At 70.0% G+C, this 20,391-nt stretch carries 22 protein-coding genes; 14 read left to right on the top strand and 8 right to left on the bottom strand.

Annotation, left to right across the window (positions count from 1 at the left end; translation table 11 throughout):
* The first annotated feature begins 38 nt into the window (after nucleotides 1-38).
* The 3 genes from ACIRON_RS28285 to ACIRON_RS28275 all read left to right on the top strand — a co-directional run bounded on the left by ACIRON_RS28285 (nucleotide 39) and on the right by ACIRON_RS28275 (nucleotide 2,841).
* On the top strand, nucleotides 39-386 hold the full coding sequence (locus ACIRON_RS28285; RefSeq protein WP_402997982.1) for a winged helix-turn-helix transcriptional regulator: 348 nt from the start codon (nucleotides 39-41) through the stop codon (nucleotides 384-386).
* Nucleotides 387-428: 42 nt separating this feature from the next.
* Nucleotides 429-1,307 (top strand): LLM class F420-dependent oxidoreductase, encoded by an 879-nt coding sequence (locus ACIRON_RS28280; RefSeq protein WP_402997980.1) that lies wholly within the window; start codon nucleotides 429-431, stop codon nucleotides 1,305-1,307.
* Between the two features lie 148 nt (nucleotides 1,308-1,455).
* On the top strand, nucleotides 1,456-2,841 hold the full coding sequence (locus ACIRON_RS28275) for a collagen-binding domain-containing protein (RefSeq protein WP_402997977.1): 1,386 nt from the start codon (nucleotides 1,456-1,458) through the stop codon (nucleotides 2,839-2,841).
* A 20-nt stretch (nucleotides 2,842-2,861) separates the two neighbouring features.
* On the opposite strand, the gene ACIRON_RS28270 is transcribed toward ACIRON_RS28275, so the two are convergent.
* From ACIRON_RS28270 to ACIRON_RS28250, 5 genes are all read right to left on the bottom strand, one after another.
* Nucleotides 2,862-3,299 (bottom strand): DUF3592 domain-containing protein, encoded by a 438-nt coding sequence (locus ACIRON_RS28270; protein WP_402997974.1) that lies wholly within the window; start codon nucleotides 3,297-3,299, stop codon nucleotides 2,862-2,864.
* An 82-nt stretch (nucleotides 3,300-3,381) separates the two neighbouring features.
* A complete protein-coding gene (locus tag ACIRON_RS28265; RefSeq protein WP_402997971.1) occupies nucleotides 3,382-4,890 on the bottom strand; it encodes an acyl-CoA carboxylase subunit beta in 1,509 nt (502 codons plus the stop codon).
* 22 nt (nucleotides 4,891-4,912) lie between these two features.
* Nucleotides 4,913-6,733, bottom strand: coding sequence for an alkyl/aryl-sulfatase (locus tag ACIRON_RS28260; RefSeq protein ID WP_402997968.1), 1,821 nt, complete (start codon nucleotides 6,731-6,733; stop codon nucleotides 4,913-4,915).
* Nucleotides 6,733-7,917, bottom strand: coding sequence for an acyl-CoA dehydrogenase family protein (locus tag ACIRON_RS28255; protein ID WP_402997965.1), 1,185 nt, complete (start codon nucleotides 7,915-7,917; stop codon nucleotides 6,733-6,735). The genes ACIRON_RS28260 and ACIRON_RS28255 overlap by 1 nt, the downstream gene beginning before the upstream one ends.
* A 1-nt stretch (nucleotide 7,918) precedes the next feature.
* Nucleotides 7,919-9,484: a class I adenylate-forming enzyme family protein gene (locus ACIRON_RS28250; protein WP_402997963.1), complete on the bottom strand. Its 1,566-nt coding sequence runs from the start codon at nucleotides 9,482-9,484 to the stop codon at nucleotides 7,919-7,921.
* 110 nt (nucleotides 9,485-9,594) lie between these two features.
* On the opposite strand from ACIRON_RS28250, the gene ACIRON_RS28245 reads away from it, so the two are divergent.
* The 10 genes from ACIRON_RS28245 to ACIRON_RS28200 all read left to right on the top strand — a co-directional run bounded on the left by ACIRON_RS28245 (nucleotide 9,595) and on the right by ACIRON_RS28200 (nucleotide 16,871).
* Nucleotides 9,595-10,200 (top strand): TetR/AcrR family transcriptional regulator, encoded by a 606-nt coding sequence (locus tag ACIRON_RS28245; RefSeq protein ID WP_402997960.1) that lies wholly within the window; start codon nucleotides 9,595-9,597, stop codon nucleotides 10,198-10,200.
* Nucleotides 10,201-10,301: 101 nt separating this feature from the next.
* Nucleotides 10,302-11,633 carry an MFS transporter gene (locus tag ACIRON_RS28240; protein WP_402997957.1) on the top strand — a complete coding sequence of 444 codons (1,332 nt, stop codon included), beginning with the start codon at nucleotides 10,302-10,304 and terminating at the stop codon, nucleotides 11,631-11,633.
* Nucleotides 11,630-11,998 (top strand): YidH family protein, encoded by a 369-nt coding sequence (locus ACIRON_RS28235; RefSeq protein WP_402997955.1) that lies wholly within the window; start codon nucleotides 11,630-11,632, stop codon nucleotides 11,996-11,998. Before ACIRON_RS28240 ends, ACIRON_RS28235 begins: the two co-directional genes overlap by 4 nt.
* Nucleotides 11,995-12,267, top strand: a complete 273-nt coding sequence (locus tag ACIRON_RS28230) for a DUF202 domain-containing protein (protein WP_402997952.1) — start codon at nucleotides 11,995-11,997, stop codon at nucleotides 12,265-12,267. The genes ACIRON_RS28235 and ACIRON_RS28230 overlap by 4 nt, the downstream gene beginning before the upstream one ends.
* A gap of 150 nt (nucleotides 12,268-12,417) precedes the next feature.
* Complete coding sequence (gene phnD, locus ACIRON_RS28225; protein ID WP_402997949.1) at nucleotides 12,418-13,326, top strand: phosphate/phosphite/phosphonate ABC transporter substrate-binding protein; 909 nt, start codon at nucleotides 12,418-12,420, stop codon at nucleotides 13,324-13,326.
* On the top strand, nucleotides 13,323-14,102 hold the full coding sequence (phnC, locus tag ACIRON_RS28220) for a phosphonate ABC transporter ATP-binding protein (RefSeq protein ID WP_402997946.1): 780 nt from the start codon (nucleotides 13,323-13,325) through the stop codon (nucleotides 14,100-14,102). The genes phnD and phnC overlap by 4 nt, the downstream gene beginning before the upstream one ends.
* Nucleotides 14,102-14,938: a phosphonate ABC transporter, permease protein PhnE gene (phnE, locus tag ACIRON_RS28215; protein WP_402997943.1), complete on the top strand. Its 837-nt coding sequence runs from the start codon at nucleotides 14,102-14,104 to the stop codon at nucleotides 14,936-14,938. The genes phnC and phnE overlap by 1 nt, the downstream gene beginning before the upstream one ends.
* Complete coding sequence (locus ACIRON_RS28210; protein ID WP_402997941.1) at nucleotides 14,935-15,699, top strand: tyrosine-protein phosphatase; 765 nt, start codon at nucleotides 14,935-14,937, stop codon at nucleotides 15,697-15,699. The genes phnE and ACIRON_RS28210 overlap by 4 nt, the downstream gene beginning before the upstream one ends.
* The gene (locus ACIRON_RS28205; protein ID WP_402997938.1) at nucleotides 15,696-16,313 is read left to right on the top strand and encodes a TetR/AcrR family transcriptional regulator; all 618 of its coding nucleotides are present in this window, start codon (nucleotides 15,696-15,698) and stop codon (nucleotides 16,311-16,313) included. The genes ACIRON_RS28210 and ACIRON_RS28205 overlap by 4 nt, the downstream gene beginning before the upstream one ends.
* Nucleotides 16,314-16,358: 45 nt before the next feature.
* Entirely contained in the window at nucleotides 16,359-16,871 is a 513-nt protein-coding gene (locus tag ACIRON_RS28200; protein ID WP_402997935.1) for a hypothetical protein, read from the top strand.
* 4 nt (nucleotides 16,872-16,875) lie between these two features.
* Here ACIRON_RS28200 and ACIRON_RS28195 read toward each other — a convergent pair whose 3' ends face one another.
* Nucleotides 16,876-18,078: a M20 family metallopeptidase gene (locus tag ACIRON_RS28195; RefSeq protein ID WP_402997932.1), complete on the bottom strand. Its 1,203-nt coding sequence runs from the start codon at nucleotides 18,076-18,078 to the stop codon at nucleotides 16,876-16,878.
* Between the two features lie 75 nt (nucleotides 18,079-18,153).
* Between ACIRON_RS28195 and ACIRON_RS28190 the strand changes: the two genes are divergently transcribed.
* Complete coding sequence (locus ACIRON_RS28190) at nucleotides 18,154-18,516, top strand: hypothetical protein (RefSeq protein WP_402997930.1); 363 nt, start codon at nucleotides 18,154-18,156, stop codon at nucleotides 18,514-18,516.
* A gap of 39 nt (nucleotides 18,517-18,555) precedes the next feature.
* Here the strand turns inward: ACIRON_RS28190 and ACIRON_RS28185 are convergent, their stop codons facing one another.
* Nucleotides 18,556-18,993 carry a cytidine deaminase gene (locus ACIRON_RS28185; protein ID WP_402997927.1) on the bottom strand — a complete coding sequence of 146 codons (438 nt, stop codon included), beginning with the start codon at nucleotides 18,991-18,993 and terminating at the stop codon, nucleotides 18,556-18,558.
* A 9-nt stretch (nucleotides 18,994-19,002) separates the two neighbouring features.
* On the bottom strand, nucleotides 19,003-20,325 hold the full coding sequence (locus ACIRON_RS28180; protein WP_402997924.1) for an FAD-binding oxidoreductase: 1,323 nt from the start codon (nucleotides 20,323-20,325) through the stop codon (nucleotides 19,003-19,005).
* Nucleotides 20,326-20,391: the final 66 nt, after the last annotated feature.

Here is a 20,391-nt window from a genome sequence, read left to right as displayed (position 1 = left end):
GCGTTGCAACTGGCACGTTAGCAACTTATCCTGAGTAAGTGACGTTAGATGACGTACAGGTCGACGGCAGGTCGTGCGCCGTCTTTCAGCGCACGCTCGAGCGCGTCGGGCAACGCTGGTCGGGTGCGGTCCTCTTCGCGTCCGTGGCCGGCGCACGCCGCTTCGGGGTGTACCGCCGCGCCGTCGAAGGCATCTCGGACCGGATGCTCGCCCTGCGCCTCAAGGAGCTCGAGCGCGACGGCTTCCTGGTGCGGGAGGTGATCCCGTCGACCCCGGTTCAGGTCCTCTACCGCCCGACGCCGGCCGGGGCCGAGCTGATCGCCGCCCTCCAGCCGCTGGGGGAATGGGGCGACAAGCACCTGGCGGAGCTGCCTGAGCCGAATTGAGGGCTTGTCTTCGAGCGCGCTCGAAGACATAGCGTCTGAGGTATGGATCTTGGACTCCACTACTTCACGTTCACCCACCCCGAGTGGGAGACCACACTGGCCGACAAGCTGACCGAGACGGCGCGCATCGCGGACGAGGGCGGCGTCGACCTGTTCACCGTCATGGACCACTGGTTCCAGATGGAGCAGGCCGGCGGCCCCTTCGAGCCGATGCTCGAGGGCTACACCACGCTGGGGTACCTGGCCGGGATCACCGACAACGTACGTCTCAGCCTGCTCGTCACCGGAGTGACCTACCGCCACCCGGGGCTGCTCGCCAAGATCGTCACGACACTCGACCGGCTCTCCGGGGGCCGGGCGCTGCTGGGCATCGGGGCGGCGTGGTACGAGCGCGAGCACCAGGGGCTCGGCGTGCCGTACCCGTCGACGGCCGAGCGGTTCGAGCGCCTGGAGGAGACCCTGGAGATCTGTCGCCAGATGTGGTCGGAGAACGACGGCGCCTACGAGGGCAAGCACTACCAGCTCGCCGAGACCATCTCGCTCCCGCAGCCGGTCAATGGCACGGTCCCGGTCCTGATCGGCGGGGGCGGCGAGAAGAAGACGCTTCGCCTGGTCGCCAAGTACGGACAGGGCGCCAACCTCTTCGGCGCTCCTGGCCCCGAGGCCGTGGCGACCGTCAAGCACAAGCTCGAGGTGCTGCGCGGCCACTGCGACGACCTCGGCACCGACTACGACGCGATCGAGAAGACGATGCTCTTCCAGGGTCCCTCGGTCGACGACGCGGACGCCTTCTTGAAGTCGATGGAGGAGTACGCCGCCCTGGGCATCACGCTCGTCGGGCTGATGCCGACGCCGTACGTCGACCCGGTGCCGTGGGCCACCTCGCTCGTGGACCTGGTGCCGCGGTTGAAGGAGATCTAGGAAGCCCGATCTCGTCGACGACACCCACGCCGAAGCGGCGTAGGTGCGGGACCCGATGATCCACATCCGTTATGTTTTCGATGGTTCATTGACGGATTGATCGGAGACCGCTCAGTTGGTGGCGAAAGCATACGTTTCAACGGCTGTTGTGGTCGCAGGGCTCGCGCTCGGAGGTGGCATCCTCGGCAGCGGCGCGGGCCCGGCGTCGGCCGCCACCACCTCGCTCAACCCGATGGGCGTGAACGGAGACTTCACGATCGTCACCACCGCGGACGCGACCATGGGCAACGGCGAGCTGGAGGGCTCCCTCGCGGTCGGGGGCGACGTACGTTTCCCGAACGGGACCTACCCGATCATCCACAGCTCGGGCCTGACCCCGACGGCGTACGACATCCCCGTCGTCGCCGGCGATCCCACCAGGCTGCTGACCCGCGGGACCTTCGTGCCGGGCACCAACGGCGAGGTCACCGTCGACTCGCGGGGCTATGTCGAGGACGACCAGCGCGGGTTCGTCAAGATCGGCGATCTGGCCGGTCTGCAGGTCACCGAGCGCGGCGCCGGGGCGGTCTGGGTGGCCGACGGGCCATCAGGCACCCAGCAGGGGATCTACAATCCCAACCAGCTCTACAACGGCGGCGAACCCAACTCCCGCGTCGGTGCTCCGACGGGCTATGACGACTACTTCGCCGATCTGGACGTCTCCCCGGACGAGGCCACCGAGTGTCTGAACGAGCTCATCCCGGTCGAGAGCGACGAGGTGCACGTGAGCACGCTGACCCCGGGGAGCTCTGCCGCCGAGATGACCGCCGACATCGTCGCGGGCAAGACCAACGTCCTCGAGATCCCCTACGCCCAGCTCAGCACCTTCAGCGTGCTCCGGACCACCGGTGCGCCCCTCGCTGCCGACACCCCGCTGGTCGTGCGCGTCGTCGGCGCGCCGGACGGCGCGACGATCGACCTGCCGCAGTTCACAGGGACCGAGAGTCCCAACGCCGACCAGCCCAACCCGGTCGCACCGTACGTCCTCTACGACTTCTCCTCCTACGCCGAGGGCACCTCGCTCACCATCGGCGGAGACACGCTGGTCTCGGGTTCGATCTACGCACCCGGGCTCGACCTGACCGTGGACGTCGGCACGCCCGTCGAGGGCCAGATCTTCACCGACACCCTGACGACCGGCGGCGGCGAGATCCACCATTACCTGTTCCTCGGCGAGGTGAGCTGCGGCGACGTTGAACCCAGCCCGTCGCCGACGGAACCGACGCCCACAGACCCCACGCCGACGGACCCCACGCCGAGCGAGAGCCCGTCGGAGCCCGTCCCGACCGAGTCTCCTTCCGAGCCCGAGCAGAGCGACGCCGTCCCGTCCGCTCCGGCGGACTCGTCGGGCCCGACCCCCGCGCCGTCGTACGGTGACTCAGAGATGCTGCCCGACACCGGCTCGCCGGTGAGCGTGCTCGGCATCGCCATCGGCGTGGCACTTCTCTCCGGCGGCGCCCTGCTGATCATGTTCGCCCGTCGTCAGCGCGGCTGAGAACCGCGCAGGAGGCACGGTCACATCGGAGTCTGGGCCAGCCCGAAGCCGATGGAGGCGAACAGCAACCCCATCGCGGCGAAGATGACCCCGAAGACGACCGCACAGCCGGTGCCGCCGCCGGATCCCGCGATCATCGACTTCGACGGGTCGAGCGGGTTGATCACGATGTTCAGCGGCGGCACCGTCCCGTCCAGCCGGAAGCGCTGGTCGGGGAGCGTTCCCGAGCTGGCGTATTCGCTGCCGTCGGGGCCGCGGTACTCGTAGTGGGCGACCAGTCGGGTGCGGCTGCCGTGATCGCCGCTCGAGGTCGTCCGCGTCTCGACCTCGCGGATCGTCGCCTCCCACGGCGTCCATGTCGAGATCCGGTGCCGGCTGATGATCGACCAGACCACGATCCAGACCCCGATGCCCGCGAACAGCAGGCCCATCCCCGCGAATATCCAGCCGAAGAACATCCGTGTCTCCCATCGCCCGAGGCGAGAGCCGCCCGATGCCAGGAGGCTACGTCATCGGGGCGGGCTCGCGGAGGACCGCCGACTACCGAGCACGACGGAGGGTCGCCGCCACGAGGGCACGTGTCTCGGCGGGGTCGACGACGTCGTCGATCTCGAGCATCCGGGCGGCGTTGAGCGCGCTGGCCTGCTTGCGGTACTCCTCGGTGAGGGCGGCTACCCGCTCCTCGCGTTCTGCCTCGGGCAGTTCGGCGAGCTCGGCGGCCATGGAGAGACGTACGGCGCCCTCCAGGCCCATCGGGCCGAGATGTGCGTCGGGCCAGGCGACGGTGAGCAGCGGGCGGTGGGTGCTGCCGCCGAGCATGGCCTGCGCACCGAGGCCGTAGCCGCGGCGCAAGACCACCCCGACCAGCGGAGTCGACAGCTGTGCGCCGGCGATGACCATCCGGGACGCGTGACGGACCAGGCCGCCGCGCTCGGCCTCGGGGCCGACCATGAACCCCGGGGTGTCGACCAGCGAGACCACCGGGAGGCCCCAGCGCTCGCAGAGCGCGAGGAAGTCGGCGGCCTTCACCGAGGCGTCGCTGGTGAGCGCTCCGGCGAGGTGGGTCGACTGGTTGGCGACCACGCCGACCGCGATCCCGTCGATCCGGGCGAACGCGGTGACGAGCTCGGGTGCGAACCCCTCACGGAGCCACGTCACCGAGTCGAGGTCGGCCAGCGCCTCCACCACCGGACGTACGTCGAAGGCCTCGCGGTCGTTGTGGGGGAGGAGCGTCCGCAGCTCGGCCTGGTCACCGGCCTCGCCGCCCTCGGCGATCGGGTCGAGATAGGAGAGCAGGCTGCGTACGGCCTCGACAGCTGCCTCCTCGTCCTCGACGAGCAGGTCGATGACGCCGTTGGCGGTCTGGTCCTTGACCGGTCCGATCTCCTCCGGCGCGAAGCTGCCGAGCCCGCCGCCGGCGATCATCGCCGGACCCGCCATGCCGAGGTTGGCGTCGGGGGTGGCGATGCGGAGATCGGCCGTGCCGGCGAGGACCGCGTTGCCGGCGAAGCAGCGTCCGGAGACGACGGCGATCCGCGGCACGACGCCCTCGAGCTCGCCCCACAGCGCGAACGAGCCGACGTCGAGCGCCGAGACCAGCGGGATGTCGGTGTCGCCGGGGCGACCGCCGCCGCCCTCGGTGAAGAAGACCGCCGGCAGCCGCATCCGGCCGATGACCTCGATCAGCCGGTCCGACTTGCGATGCCCGCGCATGCCCTGCGTACCGGCCATCACCAGGTAGTCGTAGGACAGCACCGCGCACGGCTTCCCACCGACCGTCGCGGTGCCGCCGATGATCCCGTCCGCGGGCGTCTCGACGACGAGCTCGGCCAGGTCACGGCGCCGTTCCTGAGCCGCGGTGATGAACCTCCCGTACTCGACGAACGAGCCCGGATCGATCAGGTCGGCGATGTTCTCCCGAGCCGTACGTCGCCCCTTGGCGTGCCAGCGGGCGACCTTGTCGGCTCGGGCCGCGTCCGTGGTCAGGAAGCGGCGGGCGTGCAGCTCGGTCAGTCCTGTGGCAGGCGTGTCGTCGGTCACGCCGCACATGGTGCCACGTCCCGTGGACCTGTCAGGGGGTGACGATCGCGAACTCGTGGTCGGGTGCCTCCATGACCTCCAGCAGCCGGTGGAGCACACCGAGGTCGCCGGTGTGGTCGATCCCGTCGAGTCTTCGCGCGCCGAGCAGGCCGGCGAGCTGGGGGCGGGTGAGCGTCAGGGTGAGCCCGGCTGCCGGGTCCGGGGCGCCGTCCCGCCGGTGCACGAGCGCGCCGTTATGGAGGCGCGCATGCCACCAACCACCTGCTGAGGTGTCGTCGTGGTCGAGCAGGTGCCAGTCGATGCGAAGGTCGAGGTCCCACGCCCGCGGCCCGTCGACGCGGATGGCGAGGGAGTCCAGCAGCTGGGAGACCGAGAGCGCGGCGAGCAGGCCGCGGCCGCCGCCGCGCGGCGCCGCCCTCGGTCCGTCGAGCAGCTCGCGGGCACCGGTGAGGTAGACGTTGCGCCAGGTGGCGTTCTCCGCGCCGTGCCCGAGCCGGGTGTACGCCGTAGCCAAGAGCTCCCGCGCCGACTGCTCGCCCGGATAGGCGAAGACGACGTGGTTGAGCACCGTGACCGCGAACCGCAGGTCGTCGGTCACTCCGGTTGCGACGAGCTCCCGCGCCCGGGCCACGGCCGCCTCGGCCCCGCCGAGCAACCGCACCCAGCGGGTGGCCTCCTCGGCCGGCGGCAGCTCCCACAGGTGCGCCGGGTTGGCGTCGTACCAGCCGAGGTAGCGCTGGTAGATCCCCTTCACGTTGTGGCTCAGCGAGCCGTAGTAGCCGCGCGTCGACGGCTGGGCGTCGAGGGCCGGCGGCAGGACCAGCTCCTCGGCGATCTCCTTCGGAGTCAGGCCACGGTTGATGAGACGTACGGTCTGATCGTGCAGGTAGGCGTAGACGTCACGCTGGCCGGAGAGGAACGCCTCGATCCGCTCCGCACCCCAGGTCGGCCAGTGGTGGGTGGCGAACGCGACGTCGACCCGCCCGGTGAAGAGCGAGAGCGCCTCGGTGAGATAGCGCGCCCACAGCCGGGCGTCGCGCACCTCGGCTCCGCGCAGCGTGACGATGTTGTGCAGGGTGTGGACGGCGTTCTCGGCCAGGCAGAGCGCCTTGTGGCCGGGGAGGAGGATGTTCATCTCCGCCGGCGCCTCGCTGCCCGGGGTGAGCTGGAACTCCATCTCGACGCCGTCGATGACGCGCGTCTCCCCGGTGCGGGTGATCGAGTCGGTCGGCTCGGCCAGAGCGATGGTCCCGGACGCCAGGCGAGGGCCGAGACCACAGCCCACATGTCCGTCCGGGGCCACCGGCAGCAGGCTGCCGTACATGAAGCCCGACCGCCGGCCCATCGCCGGACCGACGTAGACGTTCTCCGAGACCGCGTGCTCCAAGAACCCCTCCGGAGCCAGGACGGGTACGTCACCGGCCCCCGCCGCGAGCACAGCGGCGATCCCACCGAAGTGATCGGCGTGGGGATGGGTCAGCACCACCCCCGTGACCGGCCGGTCACCGCGGTGCTCGCGGTAGAGCCCCAACGCGGCAGACGCCGTCTCGGCGGTGGTGAGGGTGTCGATGACGATGATCCCGCGATGTCCCTCGACGATCGTGAGGTTGGCGAGGTCGAGGCCACGCACCTGGTAGATGCCGTCGGTCACCTCGAACAGACCCTGCAGCGAGGTGAGCCGGCTGTGCTGCCACAGGCCCGGGTGCGCCGTCGCGGGCGCGGGGGCGTCGAGGAAGGTGTCCGCGTCCGCGTCGAACGCGACCGTCCCGTCCGCCTTGGCGACGATCCCGGGCTTCAGGGAGGCGATGAACCCGCGATGCGCGTCGGCCTCCTCCTGAGCGAAGTCGACCATCACGCCCCCAACGACTTCACCAGGTCGCGGATGACGCCGTTGCGCTGGATCTCAGAGGACCCGGTCAGCACCCGGAACATCCGCAGCCGCCGCCAGATCACCTCGATCTCCGCGCCCCGGACCATCCCCGCCTTGCCGTGCATCTGCAGCGCCGCGTCGGCGATCTCGAAGGACCGCTCGGCCACGAACAGCTTGCACATGAACGACTCGATCCGCGGGCGCTTGCCGGCGTCGAGGTCGGCCAAGGCGTCGTAGGTCATCGACCGGGCGGCGTAGTAGTCGGTGGCCATGTCGGCGAGCCGGTGCTGGATCGCCTGCTTCTCCAGCAGCAGCCCGTCGAAGACGGTGCGGTGCGCAGCGAAGTCGAGCGCCAGTGCGAGCGCGCGACGGGCCGCGCCGAGCGCGGTCGGGCAGTGCAGCAGCCGGTTCGCGGTGACCCGCCCGAGCGCGATCCGCAGTCCCTGACCGACCTCGCCGAGCAGGTTCTCCTGCGGCACGAAGCAGTCCTCGAGCACGACGTCGCTCTCGATGTTCTGCCCCGAGAGCGGCAGGTCACCGGGCAGCACCCGGCAGCCGGGGGAGTCGAGGTCGACGAAGAACGCGGCGTACGACTCCTCCTCGCCGGCCATCCGCGCCACCAGGATCGCGAAGTCGGCGAAGGTGCCGCCGGTGCTGAACACCTTCCGCCCGGTGACCGTGAAGCCGCCCGGTGTCGGGGTGGCGGTGGTTCGCATCCGGCGTACGTCGGAGCCGGCGTCGTCCTCGGTCATCGAGAAGCAGCAGGCGCGCTCGCCGCGTACGACCGGCATCAGGTACTTCTCGATCTGGTGCTCGGTCGCGTGTTCGAAGATGGCGCCGACCCGCAGTGGGCCGCCCATGTCGCCGAGCACGCTGGTGGCGAGCTGGCGCCCGGAGGCGCCGATCTCCTCCTTGAGCGCGGCGAGCTCGGTGAGGCTCAGGCCCTGGCCGCCGAGCGAGGTGGGCAGGTGGATGCCGTAGAAGCCGAGCTCGCGGCTGCGCTGCCACACCGGCTCCAGCATGGAGCGCTCCAGCGGCGTCTCCGGACCCAGGCCGAGGTCGCGCTCGTAGTCGGCGAGCTCGCCGTCGAGGTAGTCACGCAGCCGGGTCACCAGCGAGTCGAGGCGCGGGTTGTCGGGGTAGGACGGGGTGAGGGAGAAGGTCATCTCAGCCGACCTTCCGCTCGGTGCCGGCCCAGTCCCGCTCGCGCAGCGCCCGCCGGTCGACCTTGCCGTTGCGGTTCTGGGGGAGCGCGTCGGCGAACTCGATGATCCGGGGCACCTTCACCCCGGAGAGCCGGGTGCGGCAGAAGTCGCGCAGCTCCTCCTCGGTCACCATGTCGCCTTCGGCGAGGGAGACGTACGCCTTCACCGTCTCGCCCCACTTCTCGCTGGGCACGCCGACGACGCAGGCCTCCCGGACGGCCGGGTGCTCGTAGAGCGCGGCCTCGACCTCGGAGCAGTAGACGTTGTAGCCGCCCGAGATGATCATGTCCTTCTTCCGGTCCACGATGAAGACGAACCCGTCCTCGCGGATGCGGCCGAGGTCACCGGTGTGCACCCAGCCGTCTCGGAAGGTCTCGGCGGTCGCCTCGGGCGCGTGGAAGTACTCCCGTACGCAGTCGGGGCCGCGCGCCACGATCTCACCGATCTCGCCGGCGGGCAGCGGGTGGTGGTCGTCGTCGACCACGATCACCTCGGTGTCGTAGACCGGACGGCCGCAGGAGAGCAGAAGCTCCGGGTCCGACTCGATGCCGCGGACGACATCCTCGGAGCTGAGGAAGGTGATCGCGCTCGTCGTCTCGCCCTGTCCGTAGCCCTGGTTCACCACCGGACCGAAGGCCTCGACGGCCTCGCGCAGCCGAGCCGGGCTGACCGGGGCGCCGCCGACGGTGAGGCTCCGCAGCGCGGAGAGATCGCGCTCGCCCAAGGTGGGGGAGGCGAGGACCAGGTTGAGCATGACCGGCACGACGAAGGTGTGGGTGACCCGCTCACGCTCGAGCGTGTCGAGGTAGGCCTCGACCTCGAACGCGGGCAGCACGACCACGGCCGCGCCGCGGAAGAAGCAGCCGAGGATGACCATGCCGCTGGCGTGGGTGATCGGGCCGGGGGCGAGGTAGACGGCCTCCGCGCTCAGCGAGCCGTAGGGGTTCATCGCCAGCTTGCGCATGTTGGCGAGCCGGTTGCCGACCGTCTGGACCGCTGCCTTCAGGGTTCCGGTCGAGCCGGAGGTGAAGTTGAGGACCGCCGGGGCGTCCTCATGGACGTCGACGGCGACCGGATCGGTGGTGCCTTCGGCGAGCAGGGTGTCGTACGCCGTCGTACCGGTGCCCGCGGCGATGCCGTTGTCGAGGTCGACGACCAGGGCGTCCAGGCCGTGGGCGTCGACGATCTTGCGGACGAGTTCGAGGTGGGCGCCGCCGGTGAAGACGACCTTCACCGCCGCGTCGAGCAGCACGTGCTCGACCTCGGCAGCGGCGAGCCGGGCGCTGATCGGGACCCGGAGCGCACCCGCCTTGCAGATCGCCATCTCGGCGACGACCAGCTCGCCACGGTTGGTGGCGAGGGTGGCGACGGGAGTGCCGGGCGTGCAGCCGCGGGCGATGAGGGCGGCCGCGAGCCGGTTCGTGTCGTCCTCGAGCTGGCGGTAGGTCCATCGGTCGGTGCCGGAGACCAGGGCGGTGGCGTCGGGGGTGAAGGTCGCGGTGCGGGTGAGATAGCTGCCGAGATTCACGGGTGCCCTCCTGGTGGTCGGGTTCGCTGCTGTGAGCGCGGTCACCCACGATCATAGACAGAGTGTCCAGAAACGGTCCAGTCGTCCGGAAAAGTGCTAGAACAGTGCGCATGACTGTGGTGGAGGACCGGCGCAGCCGGCGAACGCGAGGGGCGCTCCGTGACGCGCTCGTCTCCCTGGTGCTCGAGCGTGGCTACGCCGCGGTGACGGTGGAGGACATCGTCGCCGCAGCCGATGTGGGCAGGGCGACCTTCTACACGCACTTCAAGGACAAGGAGGCGCTCTACGATCACGTCGTGGCCTCGGTGCTCCAGGAACTGAAGGAGCGACTGGCCCAGGTGCTGGCCCCGGAGGACGCCGGGTTCACCGGCCAGCCCGTGGCGGAGGTCTTCCGGCACGCGACCGAGCAGCCCGACTCGTACCGGATGATCCTGCGCGGCGAAGGGGATGGGCGCGGCCTGCGCGCGTTCGAGGACGCCTGGGGCACGACCGCCCACGAGATCTTCTCGGCACGAGTGAAGGCCAATGCTGTGCGGCCGCGGGTCGATCTCCAGGTGCTGGCGCGCGCCTGGGTCGGTGAGCAGGTGGCCGTGCTGCTGTGGTGGCTGGAGGCTCCCGAGCCCCGACCGGCCACCGACCAGGTCGTCGAGACGCTCGTCGAGCTCTCGCGTCGCGGGCGCTTGTGGGCGACGGGATTCGACCCCGACCCGCGCTGATCTGGACACGGTGTCTTGTGTGGTGCGGCTCACTCGGCCTACAGTCAGACATGACGACCGTTACTAGACGCTCCGTCTAACATCTTGAAGGGCGGATCCCCGTGTCCTACCGCACCCTGCTCACCGAGTACCCAGTCGGAGCACGCCGTCGCGTGCTGCTCGCCGTCGTCGTGCTCGCCCTGTTCATCTCGGCGTTCGAGGGCCAGCTGGCTCCCGTCCTGCCGTTGCTGCTCGACGATCTCGGGATGTCGCTGAAGACGTACGGCCTGATCACGGCCGCGTCGCTGATCTTCGGTGCTCTGGCGGGCTATCTCGGCGGCGAGCTCGCCGACCGCGTCGGCCGGGTGAGGATCCTGGTCCCGTTCATGTTCCTCTCCGCTGCCGCCTGCCTGTTCATGGCGACCGCGGACTCGGTGGGCCACTTCGCGCTCGCCCGGATCGTGCTCGCGTTCGTCGAGGGCGTCGCCGTCGCCGGCACCCAGCCACTGATCCGCGACTTCACCCCGCGGATGGGCCGCGCCCAGGCGTTCGCGTTCTGGAGCTGGGGCTCGGTCGGCGCCAACTTCTTCGCCGCCGCCGTGGCCTCGGCGACCCTGGGCGTCTTCGGCAACCAGTGGCGATCCCAGCTGTTCATCATGGCCGGCGCCGCCCTGGTCGGAGCCATCGTGGTCGCCCTGACCCTGCGTGACCTCTCCCCGGAGGTCCGCCGTGCCGTACGCCTCACCGAGCGCGAGTCGCACGCGGTCGAGGTGCCGCAGGGCGCGAAGGGCCTGCGACTGCTCGTCGCGCGCCGCGAGTTCTGGACGCACGTGCTCGCGATGTCGTTCCTCTACGTCCTGCTGGCCACCATGAACGCCTATGCCCAGACCATGCTCGTCCAGCAGTTCGGCGTCTCGGTCCGCGCCGCCTCGGCGATGACGATGGTCTTCTGGCTGAGCAACCTCGCGCTGAGCCTGGTCTTCGCTCGAGTCTCCGACCGAACGCAGCGACGCAAGGCCTTCATGGTCGGCGGCGGCGTTGCCGCGGCGATCTTCCTCGGCGCCTTCCTGGCACTCATGGGCCGGGGGAGCGAGGCGTCCTCGAGCCTGGTCGTCGTCCTGTTCATCGGCATCGGCGTGGCCCTCGCGGCGACCTTCGGCCCGTGGATGGCGAGCTTCTCCGAGCACGTCGAAGAGGTCCACCCCGACATCCAGGGCCGCGCCTTCGGCCTCAACCACCTCCTGAACCGCACCTTCATCCTGGCGACGGTGCTCTTCGCGCCGAGGGTGGTCGAGGCGACGGGCGGTTGGGAGCGCTGGATGACGATCGTGTGGGTCGCGACTGTCCTCTTCACCCTCACCGCGGCGCTCGTCCCCACCATGACCGGTCGTCACTCCCGGACCGACACCGACACCGACACCGACGCCGGGGCCGTCACGCAGCCGGCCTCGTGAGCCGCGTGGGACGAGGGCGGCTGGACAGCTGGCTCTACAGCGAGACCGAGGAGCCGGACGTCCGGTTCACCCTGGCGAACGAGCGCACCTTCCTGGCCTGGATCCGCACCTCGCTGGCGTTCCTCGCGGTCGCGGTCGCGGTCGACACCCTGGAGGTGGGTGGTGGCACGGCACTGGCCGTGCTCGCCCCGCTCAGCCTGGCGCTCCTGGCGGCCGGATGTGCCGCCTGGTCCTGGTGGAGCTGGGTACGCAGCGAGCGGGCGATCCGGCGGCGCGACGCGCTCCCGGCCCGCCGGGCACCGCTTCCCCTGGTGTTCGGCGTGCTCGGCTCCATCGCCCTCGTCTCGTTGGCACTGCTGGCGTGAGCGGGGCCGAGGCGGCCGACCCCGGACTGCAGCCGGAGCGGACCGAGCTCGCCTGGCGGCGTACCCATCTCTCCCTGGTGGTCGCCGCCCTCGTCGTGGCCCGGCACCCTCTGGCCGAGGGTCAGCTGTGGTGGCGGCTCGCGGCCGCACTGGCGGTGGGTGGGCTGGCTGCGTACCTGCTTCTCGGGCGGCGCCGGGTCGGCGCGACCGCGACGGTGGCGGCGCTGATCGCCCTCGTCGAGGTGGTCGGGATCGCCGGTCTCCCGTAGTCCGGCTCGGGTTCACCCTGCGTTGCAGGACCGTTGGTCTCGTAACGCGCCATTCACCTCGCCGTCCAATCCAGTAACGGCAGTCTCGCAATTCACGGTCATCTGGGACGCATGCAATGGGATCACTCCACTCCCGAAAGGACACATCCCATGCGCCTGCGCATCCCCATCGCCCTCGTCGCCGGAGCCACCCTGGTGCTCACCGGCTGCTCGGGCGGCACCGAGGCCTCGGCATCTAGCGACGACGTGATCCGGTTCGCCACCCTTCCGCTGGGCGACGACCCGAAGGCGGAGACTCCCGTCACCGCGATCACCGACCTGCTCGAGGCCGAGACCGGTATGCAGGTCGAGGTCACCGACGTACCCAGCTATTCAGCGGTCATCGAGGCCATCCGCAACGGCCACCAGGACATCGGCATCATGAGCGGCTTCCCGTCGGCGCTCGCGGTCAGCACCGGCGACGTCGACTCCCTGGTCGCGTGGCCGGGTGAGGAGGAGCCGGTCTCGACCTGCCTGGTGCTCGATGACTCGCCCCTGAAGGCGCTCGGCGACATCGAGCCGGACACGGTCATCGCCTTCGCCGACCCCGCCTCGTCCTCGGGCTACTTCATGCCAACCCACATGCTCCACGAGGCCGGCCTCGAAGCCGACGAAGACTACCAGAAGCTGATGTCCGGCGGCCACGACCGCAGCTTCATCGCCCTGAAGAACGGGCAGGCTGACGTCGCCTGCACCTCCACGATCTTCCCGGCCATGGCCGGGAAGGGCGACCCGCTGTTCCCGTTCGAGAAGGGCGAGATCCGATCGATCGGCGAGAGCATCTCGATGCCGATCTCCATCAGCGTCCTCGGCAGCAAGGACATGAGCGGGAAGAAGCGTACGGCCCTGCTCGAGGCAATCCCGCAGGTCTTCGCCACCGAGAACGCGGACAAGCTGGGGGTGTACGCCGAGGGCATCCCGGCCGGCGTCGAGCCGATCATCGAGCCCGGCAAGGAAGAGTTCCAGCCGTTCGTCGACATCGCCAAGATCGCCGACGTCGACATCTCGGAGCTCGAATGAGCACCCTGGTCGACACCCGGCGAGTCCACGTACGCGACCTGAGGGTCCGCTACGCACCCGGGGAGCCCTTCGTCCTCGACGGAGTCGACCTCGACCTCCACGACGGGGAGACGGTGGCGCTGCTCGGGGCGTCCGGGTCCGGCAAGTCGACGTTGATGAAGGCCCTGACCGGCTTCGCCCCGATCTCCTCCGGCGAGGCTCACGTCGGCGCGCACGACCTCACCAGGCTCCGTGCGAAGCAGCTGCGCGAGGTGCGCTCGCAGATCGGCCAGGTCTTCCAGCAGTACAACCTCATCGGCCGCCTCTCCGTGCTCACCAACGTGCTCACCGGCACCCTCTACAACGCCGGGCCGGTGAATCTGCTCGGCACCTTCTCCTCCGCCGACCGCCGGCGCGCACTGGAGCTGCTCGACCGGGTCGGCATCGCCCACAAGGCCGACGAGCAGGCACGTACGCTCTCCGGCGGCCAGCAGCAGCGCGTCGCCATCGCCCGCGCGCTCATGCAGAACCCGCGTCTCATCCTCGCCGACGAGCCGGTGGCCTCGCTCGACCCCCGGATGAGCCACACCGTGCTGAGCCTGCTGCAGAGCATCGCGAGGGACGAGGGCATCCCGGTGCTGGTGAGCCTCCACGTACTCCCGCTCGCGCTGGCGCACTCCGACCGGATCGTCGGTCTGCGTCACGGCTCGGTCGTGGTGGCGGGCAGGACCTCCGAGCTGGACACCGACGCGCTGGCTCCGGTCTACGACGCCCTCGGTGACGAGGAGGACGCGTGATGTCGCAGCTCGTCGCCTCCAAGCCCGTCGACAGGCCGCGGCTCGACGACGCCTCCCGCCAGCGCCTGGAACGCGCCTTCTCAGTCCCACGCGCCCGCTTCGGCGCGGGACTCGTCGTCGGTGGCGTGCTGTTCGTCTGGTCCTCGATGGGTGCCCAGTTCAACTTCCTCGCGCTCGGCGAGGGGGCCTCGAACATGGGCGAGTTCCTGATGCGGCTCTTCCCGCCGACCTGGGACAAGCTCGGCACCATCCTCGAGCTGCTCGTCGAGACGCTGCAGATGGCGATCGTCGGCACCGTCCTGGGTGCCGTGCTCTCGCTCCTGTTCGCGTTCGGCGCGGCTTCGAACATCGCACCGAGGTGGGTCTACTACCCGGTCCGGTGGGGGATGAACATCATCCGCTCGCTGCCCGACCTGGTCATCGCACTGATGTTCGTCTCCGCGGTCGGCCTGGGCCCGTTCGCCGGCATCCTGGCGATGACCGTCGGCTCGATCGGCTCGATCGGCAAGGTCTTCGCCGAGGCCATGGAGTCGGTCGACCGCGGTCCCATCACCGCGATGGAGGCCGTCGGCGCCTCCCGTCGCCAGATCATCCAGTACGGCATCCTGCCCAGCGCCGCTCCGATGCTGACCAGCTACACGCTGCTCCTGTTCGAGGGGAACGTACGCGGCGCCACCATCCTCGGTCTCGTCGGTGCCGGAGGCATCGGTCTCGAGCTCACCACCGCCATGAACATGTACGACTACGGCCACCTCAGCGCCATGGTCATCTGCATCATCGTGCTCGTCACGGTGATCGACCAGGCCAGCGCCATCATCCGAAGGAAGATCACATGACCCTCACCGACAACGGCTTCGAGCTCTCCGCCCCCGTGAACCTGCGTGACATGGGCGGGATCCCGGTCGCGGGCGGCACCCTGCGCGAAGGGTTCGTCATCCGCGCCGACGACCTCGCCCTCGCCGACGAGACCACCGCGAGCGACCTGGTCGAGGGCGGCCTGGCGGCGGTCATCGACCTGCGCTCGGCCGGCGAGCTCGCGAACACCGGGCGAGGTCCGCTCGGACGGATGCGGGTGACGTACCACCACCTGCCGTTCATGGACTCGATCGGCCAGTCCTCCCAGGTGCCCGGTTCCGACGTGCTGGACCAGTCGACCTTCGCGTCGATGTACATCCGGATGTACGAGGCGGCCGCGGCGCGGATCGTCACCTCGCTCGCGGTCATCGCCACCGCTCCCGGTGCGACCGCGTTCCACTGCGCCGCGGGCCAGGACCGCACCGGCGTGATGGCGGCGTCACTGCTCCTCGCCCTGGGCGCCGACGACGACGCGATCGTCGAGGACTACACCCGTACCGGGGCCAACTCGGTCGCGATCATGGCCCGGCTCGAGCCGGTGATGGCATCGATGATGGCGGCGCTCGGCCTCGAGGCCGACGCCGCCGCCAAGGCGTCGATGGGCAACGAGTTCTCCCCGGCCCCGATGAAGGGCCTCCTGCACCATCTCAACAGCTCCTACGGCGACCCGCTCGAGCCGCTGCGTACGGCCGGACTGAACGACGCGCTCGTCGCGACGCTGCGCGAGCGGGCGATCGGATGAGCGACGCCGGCCGGGACGACACCGGCGTGCGGGGTCGTCCCGGCCGGCCGCGCGAGGCCGGTCACGACGAGCGGATCATGGAGGCGGCCCGGACGCTGATCGACAACGACGAGCCGGTCACCGTCAACGCCGTCGTGGCCGCGAGCGGCGTCAGCCGGGCCGCGCTCTACCGCCGGTGGCCGAGCCTGACCGACCTGATCGCCGCCGCCCTCGACCACGGGCGCTCGGATGCCCGGATCCCGACCGAGGGGGACCTCAAGCAGAACATCATCGACGCGATGTTCACGCGCCAACCCGAGACCCGGGGTGCGACCTACCCGGAGCGTCGCCTGCGGCGGCGTCTCGCCCTGGGGCTCCAGGACCGCGACGTCCAGCACTCCCTATGGCGCTCGCACGTCGGACGACGGCGTACGGCGATGGTCGAGGTCCTGCGGGCGGGAGTCGAACGTGGCCTGCTCCGCCCTGACATCGACATCGAGGCCTCGATCGACCTGATCAACGGGGTGTTCTACTACCAGATCGTCGTACGTGGATGCGCGTTCGACGACCCCGCGGCGATGACCCGATGCCGGGCGGCGTTCGAGACCGCCTGGCGGGGGATGGCGATGCCCTGAGGGCAGCCCTTGAATTCCGCTGTCGCCCGGCGTAAGCATGATTACATGCTTACAAACGAGTTGCGAGGGTGGTTCAGCGGACGACTGCCCGATGGTGTGTACGACGAGATCGCCGATGTCGTGGTCGACCGCGAGGAGATCACGGTGGTCGGGCGGATCAAGGAGCCGAAGACCGCCGAGGGCGCTTCGGACGAAGAGCGGGCGGCTGCCAACGAGGGGCGCGCGAGCGAGTTCCGCGAGCGCACCCGTGAGGACCGGATGGCTGTCGCGCGGCAGGCGGAGCGACGCTTCGACCGGAAGGTCTCCTGGGGCGTGGACGTCGGGGGAGAGCGGCACATGTTCACCACCGTCTCCGCGCCGGTGATGACCCGGCTGCGTCAGCCTGAGCGGGCGGTCCTCGACCTGCTCGTCTCCGGCGGCGTCGCCCGGAGCCGGAGCGACGCGCTCGGCTGGTGCGTCAAGCTCGTCCAGCAGCACTCGAGCGAGTGGCTCGACGAGCTCCAGCAGTCGCTGGTCAACGTCGAGCGTGTACGCGCCAACGGTCCCGACAAGGGTTGAGACCTCACCGACGCCCTGCGACCAAGGCATCGATCGCGAGCAGCGCGAGCGCCGCCGCCTGGTCGCCGAGCACGCTGTCGTCGAAGGCGGCGTCAGGGGAGTGGTTGGGTGCGGCATCGTCGGCCGGGGCAGCGCCCAACAGGATCATGGTGGTCGGGACCTGCTGGCTGACGAACGCGAAGTCCTCGGCGCCCATCGTCGGCCGCGGCACCTCGACGACCCGCGGCCCGAAGGCGTTACGCAGTGTCTCCATCGCCTGCCGGGCGGTCGCCTCGTCGTTGACGACGCTCGGGTAGCCGGTGTCGAGCGTGACCCTCGCGACCAGGCCGTGAGCCGCCGCGATGCCCTCGACGAGCCTGGGAAGCTCCTTCTCGATCCTGGACAGTGTGTTCGGATCGACCGTGCGTACGGTCCCGGTGAGCTCGACCGACTCGGGGATCACGTTGTCGACTCCGGTGCCCGCGGTCAGGTTCGTCACCGAGATGACCACCGGGTCGAAGGAGTCGAAACGGCGCGCGGTGTAGCTCTGCAGCGCCAGCACGATCTCGGCCGCGATCGGAACCGGATCGAGGGCCTCGTGCGGGCGCGAGCCGTGACCGCCGCGACCCTCCAGGTCGATTCTCAGGTGGGTCGAGCTCGCGGTGACCGTGCCCGGCCGGGTGAGGAAGATGCCCCGCGGCGCGTTGCCGACGTGGATCGCGTACGCCGCGACCGGCCGGTCGCCGGCCGCGTCGAGCACCCCCTCGTCGATCATCAGCTTCGCGCCACCGTGCCCCTCTTCGCCTGGCTGGAACATCAGGATGACGTTTCCAGCCAGGTCAGCGCGGTGTTCGGCGAGAACGCGGGCGGCACCCACGAGGCCGGCGACATGCAGATCGTGTCCACAGGCGTGCATCGCGCCGTTGCTGGACCGGTAGGGGACCTCGACCGCCTCGGTGATCGGCAACGCATCCATGTCGGCACGGAGCAGGACGGTCGGGCCCGGGCGTCCGCCACGCAGTACCGCCGTGAGCGAGGTGAGCGACTCTCCCTCGGTGATGTCCAGGCCCAGGCCCGCCAGTGCCTCGAGCACCCGGCGCTGCGTCGCCGGCAGGTCGAGCCCGAGCTCGGGCTGTGCGTGAATGCTCCGGCGAAGCTCGACCAGCTCCGGCACGAGCGCGTGGGCGGAGTCGATGATCCGAGCGACAATCTCAGCATTACTGGACATCATGTCTAGAAACTATCAGGCGGCGGTGGCGCCCGCCAGCGCCTGGCATCACCGACCATCGGACAGGATGGCTCCATGGACTCTGAGAGTGCGCGGCGCTCGGCCGCCGTCGTCGGAATGGCCACGCTGCCCATCGGGGCGGCGATCCTCCTCAAGCCGGAGTGGGTGGGCCGGACCCTGAAGCTCGGCGATCATCCGGTCGCGCTGCGCGTCATCGGTGCCGCCGACCTGGCCCTCGTGCCCGGGTTGCTGGCCGGACGCCGCCGGCTGCCATGGATGGCTGCCCGCGCCGGGCTCAACGTGGCGATCGCGGCGTACTGCACCCATCTGGCGCGCAGCGAGGGCAACGTCGGGCCCAAGATCGCGGCCTCGGCGCTGGTGTTCGCGACTGCCGCCGACGCCCGGACGATCCTGGCCCTGCGGCGGGGCGAGCGCTGAGGGTTCGGCAGGCCGGTCCCGCTCGGGATCGCGCGGCTGTCAGACCCAGTCCGGGACCTCTTCCGGAATCACGGTGAGCCAGTAATGGGGGAGCGCCTCTCGGAGCGTGACCCAGCGGACCTCAGTGCCGTCGGAGCTGCCCGGCACGGCGACCAAGACTTCCGGTCCGTGCCCTGCGAGCCGCTCGCGACAGACGCCGCACGGGCTGAGAACGACATGCCGGCCGTCCTCGAATCGATGCAGGCACACGGAGGCGACGATCCTGCGGTCCAGCCGGAAGGCGGCACAGTAGGGCTCGGCCTCGTGGCACAGCGTGGTGCTGGAGTTCAGGAAGTCCGGGCTGGTGCCGGTCAGGATCGTGCCGTCGTCGAGCAGCACAGCGGCCGCTCCACGGGACTCGTCCGACGGGAACCGGGTGGCGATGAGGTTCCTGCACTCGGCAAGGGTGGAATCGAGGCGGTCGGGGACTGTCGGCACGCACCAACCCTAGGGCGTGATGTTCTGGTTGTGGCCGAACAGGTTCCCCGGGTCGTAGGCCCGCTTGACCTTCCTGAGTCGCTCGTAGTTGCTGCCATAGGTGTCGGTGATGCGGCCCTGGTCGTCGTCGGACATGAAGTTCACGTAGCCGCCGGCCTCGGAGTGCGGCGTGAGTGCGGCGGCGTAGTCGCGAACCCAGGCGATGTTGGCGGCGTCCTCCGAAGCGTCCGGCCAGGCCGAGACGATGACGGTCGAGAAGGTCGCGTGGCGGTAGGAGAACGCGGTGTCGGTCGCGCCGACGCGGGAGGCGGCACCGTTGATCGGGTACAGGTGCATCGTCGAGCTCGGGTTCGGCGCCTTCGGGCCATGGGCCAGGTGCGCCTCGATCGCCTCGTCGGTCAGCTCGGTGACGTAGTTGCCCTTCCAGTAGCTGCGTACGCCACGGGGGAACAGGTCGTCGAAGGCGCTGTTGAGCCACGGGTACGGCATGGGCGAGACCATCTCGCCCACACGCGGCGCGAGGTCGCGGAACGGCTGCATCGCCGCCTCGCCGTCCTCGATCGGGCCGCTCCAGTGGACGACGGCGACGCAGAACATGTCGCCGTGGCGTTCCTCCGGCAGGAAGGGGAGGGGAGGGGCCATCTGGAACGCCGGGAAGCCGCCGTAGCGCTCGTCGGCGTCGGTGATCCAGGTGCGGAAGAAGCGGAGCAGGTCGCCGGCGTGCTCCAGCTCGTAGAAGAAGAGCCCGACGACCACCTGGTCCACGGGGTGCAGGTCGAGCTCGAAGGTGGTGACGACCCCGAAGTTGCCGCTTCCTCCACGGAGCGCCCAGAACAGGTCGGGGTTCTCGGACTCGCTGGCGCGTCGGACCTGCCCGTCCGCGGTGACGACCTCGACCGAGCGAAGGTTGTCGATCGAGAGGCCGAAACCGCGCGTGAGGTAGCCGATACCGCCGCCGAGCGTCAGGCCGCCGACGCCGGTCGTCGACACGATCCCGCCGGGTGTCGCGAGGCCGTGCGCGTGGGTGGCCTCGTTGAGATCGGCGAGCGTCGCGCCGCCGCCCACACGAGCGGTTCGAGCCTCGGCGTCGACCTCTACCGAACGCATGGGGGACAGGTCGATGACCACGCCGTCATCGACCGTCCCGTAACCCGGTGCGCTGTGCCCACCGCCGCGCACGGCCAGCGCCAGGCCGTTGTCGCGCGCGAAGTTCACCGCAGCGCTGACGTCGGCGGCGTCCTCGGCCAGCACGACAGCGGCCGGTCGACGGTCGATCATGCCGTTCCATACCGCTCGTGCGGTGTCGTAGTCGGAGTCGTCGGGTGTGATCACCCGGCCTCGTACGTTTTCGAGAAGTTCGTTGATGGATGTCATGACGCCAGCGTCATCCGCCGAGGT

The organism is Nocardioides sp. NPDC101246 (genome assembly GCF_044767415.1).
Lineage (GTDB): Bacteria > Actinomycetota > Actinomycetes > Propionibacteriales > Nocardioidaceae > Nocardioides.
The sequence above is the reverse complement of the archived record's forward strand: the minus strand, read 5'-3'. Positions and strand labels throughout refer to the sequence as shown.